6 protein-coding genes are annotated in these 6,368 nt (G+C 61.9%); 3 read left to right on the top strand and 3 right to left on the bottom strand.

The features are described 5' to 3' along the window. Positions 1 to 362: 362 nt before the first annotated feature. Positions 363 to 1,766 (top strand): DUF1800 domain-containing protein, encoded by a 1,404-nt coding sequence (locus A11A3_RS05670; RefSeq protein ID WP_008928315.1) that lies wholly within the window; start codon positions 363 to 365, stop codon positions 1,764 to 1,766. Positions 1,767 to 1,768: 2 nt separating this feature from the next. Continuing rightward, positions 1,769 to 2,953: a DUF1501 domain-containing protein gene (locus tag A11A3_RS05665; RefSeq protein WP_008928314.1), complete on the top strand. Its 1,185-nt coding sequence runs from the start codon at positions 1,769 to 1,771 to the stop codon at positions 2,951 to 2,953. Here A11A3_RS05665 and A11A3_RS05660 read toward each other — a convergent pair. Further along, complete coding sequence (locus A11A3_RS05660) at positions 2,921 to 4,063, bottom strand: ATP-NAD kinase family protein (protein WP_083851690.1); 1,143 nt, start codon at positions 4,061 to 4,063, stop codon at positions 2,921 to 2,923. The genes A11A3_RS05665 and A11A3_RS05660 overlap by 33 nt on opposite strands. A gap of 95 nt (positions 4,064 to 4,158) precedes the next feature. Here A11A3_RS05660 and A11A3_RS17945 point away from each other — a divergent pair, with 95 nt between their 5' ends. Beyond that, positions 4,159 to 4,332 (top strand): PA1571 family protein, encoded by a 174-nt coding sequence (locus A11A3_RS17945; protein WP_008928312.1) that lies wholly within the window; start codon positions 4,159 to 4,161, stop codon positions 4,330 to 4,332. Here A11A3_RS17945 and A11A3_RS05655 read toward each other — a convergent pair. Both A11A3_RS05655 and A11A3_RS05650 read right to left on the bottom strand, forming a co-directional pair. Continuing rightward, positions 4,310 to 5,422 carry a 4-phosphoerythronate dehydrogenase gene (locus tag A11A3_RS05655; protein WP_008928311.1) on the bottom strand — a complete coding sequence of 371 codons (1,113 nt, stop codon included), beginning with the start codon at positions 5,420 to 5,422 and terminating at the stop codon, positions 4,310 to 4,312. The genes A11A3_RS17945 and A11A3_RS05655 overlap by 23 nt on opposite strands. A gap of 3 nt (positions 5,423 to 5,425) precedes the next feature. After that, positions 5,426 to 6,292, bottom strand: a complete 867-nt coding sequence (locus A11A3_RS05650) for a fructosamine kinase family protein (RefSeq protein ID WP_008928310.1) — start codon at positions 6,290 to 6,292, stop codon at positions 5,426 to 5,428. Between the last annotated feature and the right edge of the window lie 76 nt (positions 6,293 to 6,368).

The following is a 6,368-nucleotide window of genomic DNA, read 5'->3' as shown; positions in this document are numbered from 1 at the left end:
TCATTTATCCCAAACTGTGGGACAGCAGTGGGCTCTGCCGGGCTTTTTTATGGTTCTTCGCGAATTAAAGGGAATCTGCCAATAGATCCCCACAACCCCCTTGCGCTTGAGAGGAACTCACTTGATTCGCTGCGCTCAGCCTTCGGGCCAGCCTGCGGCCCGCCTTTCAGGCGTTCGCTCGCCGGGTAAGACGAGGTCACTTCTTTGTCGCAGCATTAAGAAGTGATTTACCTACAGACGAAACCTGGGCGGGGAAATCAATTTCCCGCAATTGCGCCATGGACCATTTTTATTGCTGTGCGGTGGGAACCCGGTTTATACCGTTGCATCTAAAATGGCAATAACGGTAAAGGATGTCCCCCATGCCACGGCAACTGGATCTTGCCCTGATCGCCGCCAACCGTTTTGGCCTTGGCGCCGGCCCCGGCGAACTGGACGATATCGCCCATGATCCCCGTGAATGGGTACTCTCTCAGCTGCAAACACCGCCGCTGGCCGACAAGGCTCTGGCGGCCCTGCCCTCCAGCGAGCAATACCAGCAACAAATCATTGAGTGGCGACAACAGCGGAAAAAAGCCAACCGCGAGAGCCGGAAACCGGCGCAACGACAAACCTTCAGTCAGCGGTTCAATGCGGATTTCGTCAAGGAAATCAATCTGCGGGCCGCCCAACAGTGCGCCACAACCACGCCGGTGACAGAACGGCTGGTCATGTTCTGGAGCAACCATTTCACGATTTCCGATGAAAAGCAGCCACTCAAGCTGCTGGCCGGGGCCATGGAACGTGAAGCTATTCGCCCGCGTGTATGTGGCAACTTCACCGATATGCTGCTAGCCGTCGAACAGCATCCGGCAATGCTGATTTATCTGGACAACCAGCAATCCACCGGACCGGATTCAAAGGTAGCCATGAAACGGGCTCGGCAAAAACAGGCAACGAGCAAAACCAGCATCAACGAAAACCTGGCCCGGGAAATCATGGAGCTTCATACCCTCAGTAGTGAAGGCGGTTACAGTCAGGCGGATGTCATCGCACTGGCCGAGGGCATCACCGGCTGGCGCCCCTGGCTCGCTGCCCGCAAGGCTCAACCGCTGGGCCCCTACGGTAGCCGTTTTGCACCGGCATTCCACCAGCCAGGCGAACGTCAATTTCTGGGTCGTCGCTTTGCGCAGAAAGGGGCCGCCCAGGGCGAGGCCATGCTCAGGCATATCGCCATGGATCCGCATACTGCGCGCTTTATCTCCTTCAAGCTGTGTCGCCAGTTTGTCAGTGACAAACCACCTCCGGACCTGGTGGACACCCTTGCCGACACATTTCGCAAACATGACGGCGACCTCATGCCCGTCTATCGCGCCCTGTTTGAGTCCGACCTGGCCTGGCAGCCGGACCAGCGCAAGTTCCGCCGTCCTGACGAATATCTGATTGCCCTTCACCGGGCTCTGGCCATCGATCTTAATCCCAAACAACCCGGCCGGTGGCGCCAGGAGATGCATCTGATGGGCCAGAATGTTTTCCGTCCGGGCTCACCGGCCGGCTGGCCGGACAGTGCTGACAACTGGATCGGTGCGGACGCCATCTGGAAGCGCTTTTTTGTTGCTTCCCGATATAGCGGGCGACTGCCCTCGTCCAGGGATGCCATGGAACTGGCTCGGGACAGCCTGGGGCCACGCCTTGGCAACCGTACCAGTGTTGCCATCAGCGAAGCCCGCAACCGGCGCCAAGCTACCGCCCTGGTGCTGGCCAGCCCCGAGTTTCAGTGGAGATGAGCATGGATCGCAGACAGTTTCTTGCCGCGCTGGCCGGCACCGCCACCCTGACACTCTGGCCCGGCAGTCCCTTGCGGGCCGATCAGAACACACCGCCGTCACGGCTGATTGTCATTATATTACGGGGCGCCCTGGACGGGCTGTCCGCCGCCCCGGCCTACGGCGACAAGCACTTTGCCGCCTTGCGGGGCGAACTGAATCTGGGCACGCCCGGGCGACCCGGCGGGCCGCTTAAACTGGATGATACCTTTGCCCTGCACCCCTCCCTTGTCCACTGCCATGAACTCTATGCGCAAAAGGCCTTCGCCATCGTGCATGCCTGTGCGCTCCCCTACCATGGACGTTCGCATTTCGATGCCCAGGATTGCCTGGAAAATGGCGCAAACGCGCCCCATGCCTGTGATTCTGGCTGGCTGAATCGGGCACTGGATGCCTTGCATCAGCCACAGGGACTGGCCATTGCCAGTGGCCTGCCATTGCTGGCGCGCGGCGGGGCCCCTTTCATGACCTGGTCGCCGACACCGGGCAAAACCACCCCTGAGAATCTGGCCAGGCAACTGGAAGATGCCTACAACGATGACCCCGCTCTGGCTAGCGCCTATACCGAGGCCGTCAGGTCCCAGAAGATGGCACCGGAGCAAACCGGCAACAGCGGTCAACTTGCCGTGGTCATGGAAGCCGCCGGCAAGTTTCTTGCCGAGGAAAACGGGCCACACATTGCCATGGTCCAGGACACCGGCTGGGATACCCATGCCAACCAGAACGCCGTGCTGAAACGCAAGCTGGCGCAGCTTGATCAGGGCATGCACAACATGCAGGCAGCTCTGGAGAAAAACTGGTCGCAGACGGCGGTGATCATTGCCACCGAATTCGGCCGCACCGTGGCAGTGAATGGCACCCGAGGCACCGATCATGGCACCGGCAGCGTTGTCATGCTGGCGGGCGGTGCCATCAACGGCGGACAGGTTCATGGACAGTGGCCAGGGCTTGCGACCTTGAAGGATGACCGGGACCTGATGCCGGCCAATGATATTCGTGCGGTCTTCAAGGGCGTGCTGGCCGAGCACCTGCAACTGGCCCGAAACGTCCTGGATAGCCGGGTATTTCCGGACAGTGCCGCTATCGCTCCCATAACGGGGCTGATCCGCCCTCGCTCAAGGTCCCGCGTCGGTGGCCACCCGATATAGAATCTGGTCCTCGTAGCCGGTGGTCACCGGCCAGAGACCACACAATTGACGATCCAGGGTCGCATCGCCACTATCCACGACCAGGGGGCGCCCTTCCAGCGTCTTGAGCTTGGTGCGCGTCGCCAGGATCTGGATATTGTCCTTGCCCAGACGGCGAATCAGTGCCGGGCTGAATTGCTGGTTGCCGCGGCCAAACAGGTGTCCCTGCCCGCCAATCACCGTGAGCACGGCTCTGGCCGGGGCATCGCCGATCAAGTCCAGCAACTCCCTGGCGCCCAGGTCCTGGCCTACCACCTCGTGGTTATAGACCACATCCACCCCCAGCAGGGTATTTTCCAGCCCCAGTTGCTCCATCACCACCGCCACGGTGGAACCGGAGCCCATCAGGTAGTAGGTATCGTCTTCCATGCTGTCGGCCACCCAGGCGGCCACTTCGGTGACCACCAGATCTTCCACCTCCCGGCCACCACATTTGACCTGTTGCAGGTAACGGGCCTCCGCCGGCACCTGCAATTCGCCGTAGTGCCGCGCCCGCACCACGCCCTGGCGGAAGGCCTCTTCATCAATGTCACGGACCTCGGCGCTTTCCAGTGCCACCAGCTCGCCACTGGCCAACTCCTTGAGCAGCTCACCGGCAGCCTCCGGGTTGATGGCATAGACCGCCGAATGCATCTTGCAGCCGGCCGGCACACCCAGCACCGGGGTACGCTCGCCGATGGCATCCACCAGATCCCTGGCAGTGCCATCGCCGCCGGCGAACACAATCAGTTCCGCGCCGGCATCACACAATGCCCGTGCCGCCTGGCGGGTATCCTGCGGGTCACTGGGCTCGCTGGCCTGACCAAGTACCTGGGCATGGATACCCGCTTGCCGGCAACTGTCCTCGCCCATGGCGCCCCCCCAGGTCAGCACCGTCAAGGACACCGGTGACGCCGCCAGGGTTTTCAGGGTCCGAACCATACGCGCCGGTGCCTGGGGACTGGCGCCACGCCGCAGGGCTTCGTCACGAGTGGCTTCACCGTCGCTGCCCTTGAGCGCGACGCTGCCGCCAAGACCGGCATAGGGGTTGACCAGCACCCCAAGAATCAGTGTTTGTGCCTGTGTTTTCATAAAAGGGTCATATCTGGATACAAAACTGGCGTTGCCGGCAAAACCGGCCACTCATTACAGTGAAGAATCCATCAACATCTGTCATGGATACAATGATGAACCTGAACAGCCAGAGCTCTCGCCCGGATTTCAACGGTGCCGCCGTGATTGACGAACATGGCCGGGAGATTCCCATTACCGAGGCCATGATACAGCGCGCCTGCGAGCGCCTGGAAAAAAGCTGGCAATACCCTGGCGCCCGCGCCTCTAACTCGCAAAAAGCCGGCTGACGATCGCTTGCCAGCCACTGGCCACCTGACCGTGGTGCCGCCAGTGATGTAATTCGTGGCGGACCGGGTAATGCTTGCGCAACCGGTCGAAAGCGCCCGCCGGATCCGGCTCGGCCAGACTGTCCGCCAGTCGCCGGGTATCTTCTTCCAACCGATAGGCCTGCTGCAACAGTGCCAGCAGCTGTGCATCGCTGGTTACATCCTGATTCAGTAACGCCTTGTCCTGGTCATCCGCTGTAGGTTCCAGCGGCCGTTGTTGCCACTGGCAAAATGCCTCGTAGAGCATGCGCGTGCCGGCCAGTTTGCCCTCCAGTGAATAGCCGGCCACATGGGGAGAACCGGCACAGACCTGCTTGAGCAAAGCCTCGGGTACCCGCGGCTCGTCTTCCCAGACATCCAGTATCGTTGCCGGCCCCTGCCCCCGGGACAGCTGTGTCAGCAACGCCTGGTTATCCACCACCGGTCCGCGACAGGTATTGATCAGCATTTGTGATGGCGTTAGCCGGGCCAGGCGTCGGGCATCCAGCAAATGTCGGGTGGCATGCGGCCCCTCGCGGGTTAACGGCACGTGCAGGGTAATCACGTCCGCCTCCAGCAGGGACTCCAGTGGCGCCAGAGTGAATGGCCCGTGATAACCGGCAGCGGCCAGCGGGGGGTCACAGGCCTGTACAGACAGCCCCAGTGCGGCCAGCCAGTCGGCCACGCGCCGGCCAACATTGCCCAGGCCGACCACCGCCACCCGGCAATCCGCGGCCCGGCGCTGCTGGCGCTGGCAGAGCACCAGCAATGCCTGCAGGACATACTCGGCCACTGCCCGGGCATTGCAGCCCGGCGCATGGGCAAAGGCAATATCCTGGCGTGCCAGGTAGCCCTGGTCCACATGATCGGTGCCAATGGTGGCCGACCCCACGAAACGGACCCGGGAGCCCGCCAGCAAGTGCTCGTCGACCCGGGTCACCGACCGCACCAGGAGTACCTCGGCGTCGCCCAGTTGTTCACGGGTCAGGGTTCGCCCCTCCACCCGGGTGACCTGTCCGAGCGCTTCAAAAGGCGCCAGGCCCGGCATATTGGCATCTGCAACGATCTGCATGATTCAGGGTTCCGACAATAAGGTCTGACAGACACTGGCAATGGCCTGCCGGTAACTGCTGCCAAACAGATTGTAGTGGTTAAGCCAGTGATAAAGGTCATAGACCGGCCAGGCACGCCGGTCAGCGGCGCTGATGGTATGCCCCTGATAGCCAAGATAAAAGTTTTGCGGCGGCCTGCCAAAGAGGTTGAGCATGGCCAGATCCACCTGCGGATCGCCATAATAGCAGGCCGGGTCGTAGAAACAGACCTGGTCACCATGCATGGCCAGATTCCCCTGCCACAGGTCACCATGTAACAGCGCCATGGATGGCTGGCCGGGCAGCCAGCGTGGCAGCACATCAATCACCTGCTCGACCTGACGGCACAGCTCAGGGTCAAGCCCGCGCTGGCGGGCCCATTGCAGCTGTGGGGCCAGACGCTGGCCGGCAAAGAAGGTCGGCCAGTCCGTTTCCGGACGGTTATACTGCGGCATACCACCAATGAAATTGTGCTGTGTCTCGCCGTAGTACGGCCCCTGCACCTGATGCAACCTGGCCAGCGTCTGCCCGGCGTCAAACCAGTGCTGGTCGCCGCGCAATGGCGACAGCACCAGGTACTCCATCACCAGCAAGGCGCCCCGCTCCCCCTCCAGCGGTACCAGCGAGTGCACCGCCGGCACCGGGACCTGTGGCCCCAGCAACGCCAGGCCACGGGCCTCGGCCACCAGCAAATCGGCATTGGGATGAAACTTAACGAACAACGGCGCCCGCCCCTGGATATCCAGCCTGGCGGCCCGGGCGGTGTCCCCGCCGCCGCACTCGGTGAGCCCGAGGTCGGCCCGAGAGCAACGCAGGGCGCCGGACAGCGCCTTTATCCACAAATCTGGCATGGTTGTACCACCTGCTAGGCCATTGACTTTAGAATCTGCCCCTACCACGCCTCTCGGCCAACAGTACCGCCCATTT

Origin of the sequence: Alcanivorax hongdengensis A-11-3 (assembly GCF_000300995.1) — a bacterium.
In the GTDB taxonomy this organism is placed as follows: Bacteria; Pseudomonadota; Gammaproteobacteria; order Pseudomonadales; family Alcanivoracaceae; genus Alcanivorax; species Alcanivorax hongdengensis.
The sequence above is the reverse complement of the archived record's forward strand: the minus strand, read 5'-3'. Positions and strand labels throughout refer to the sequence as shown.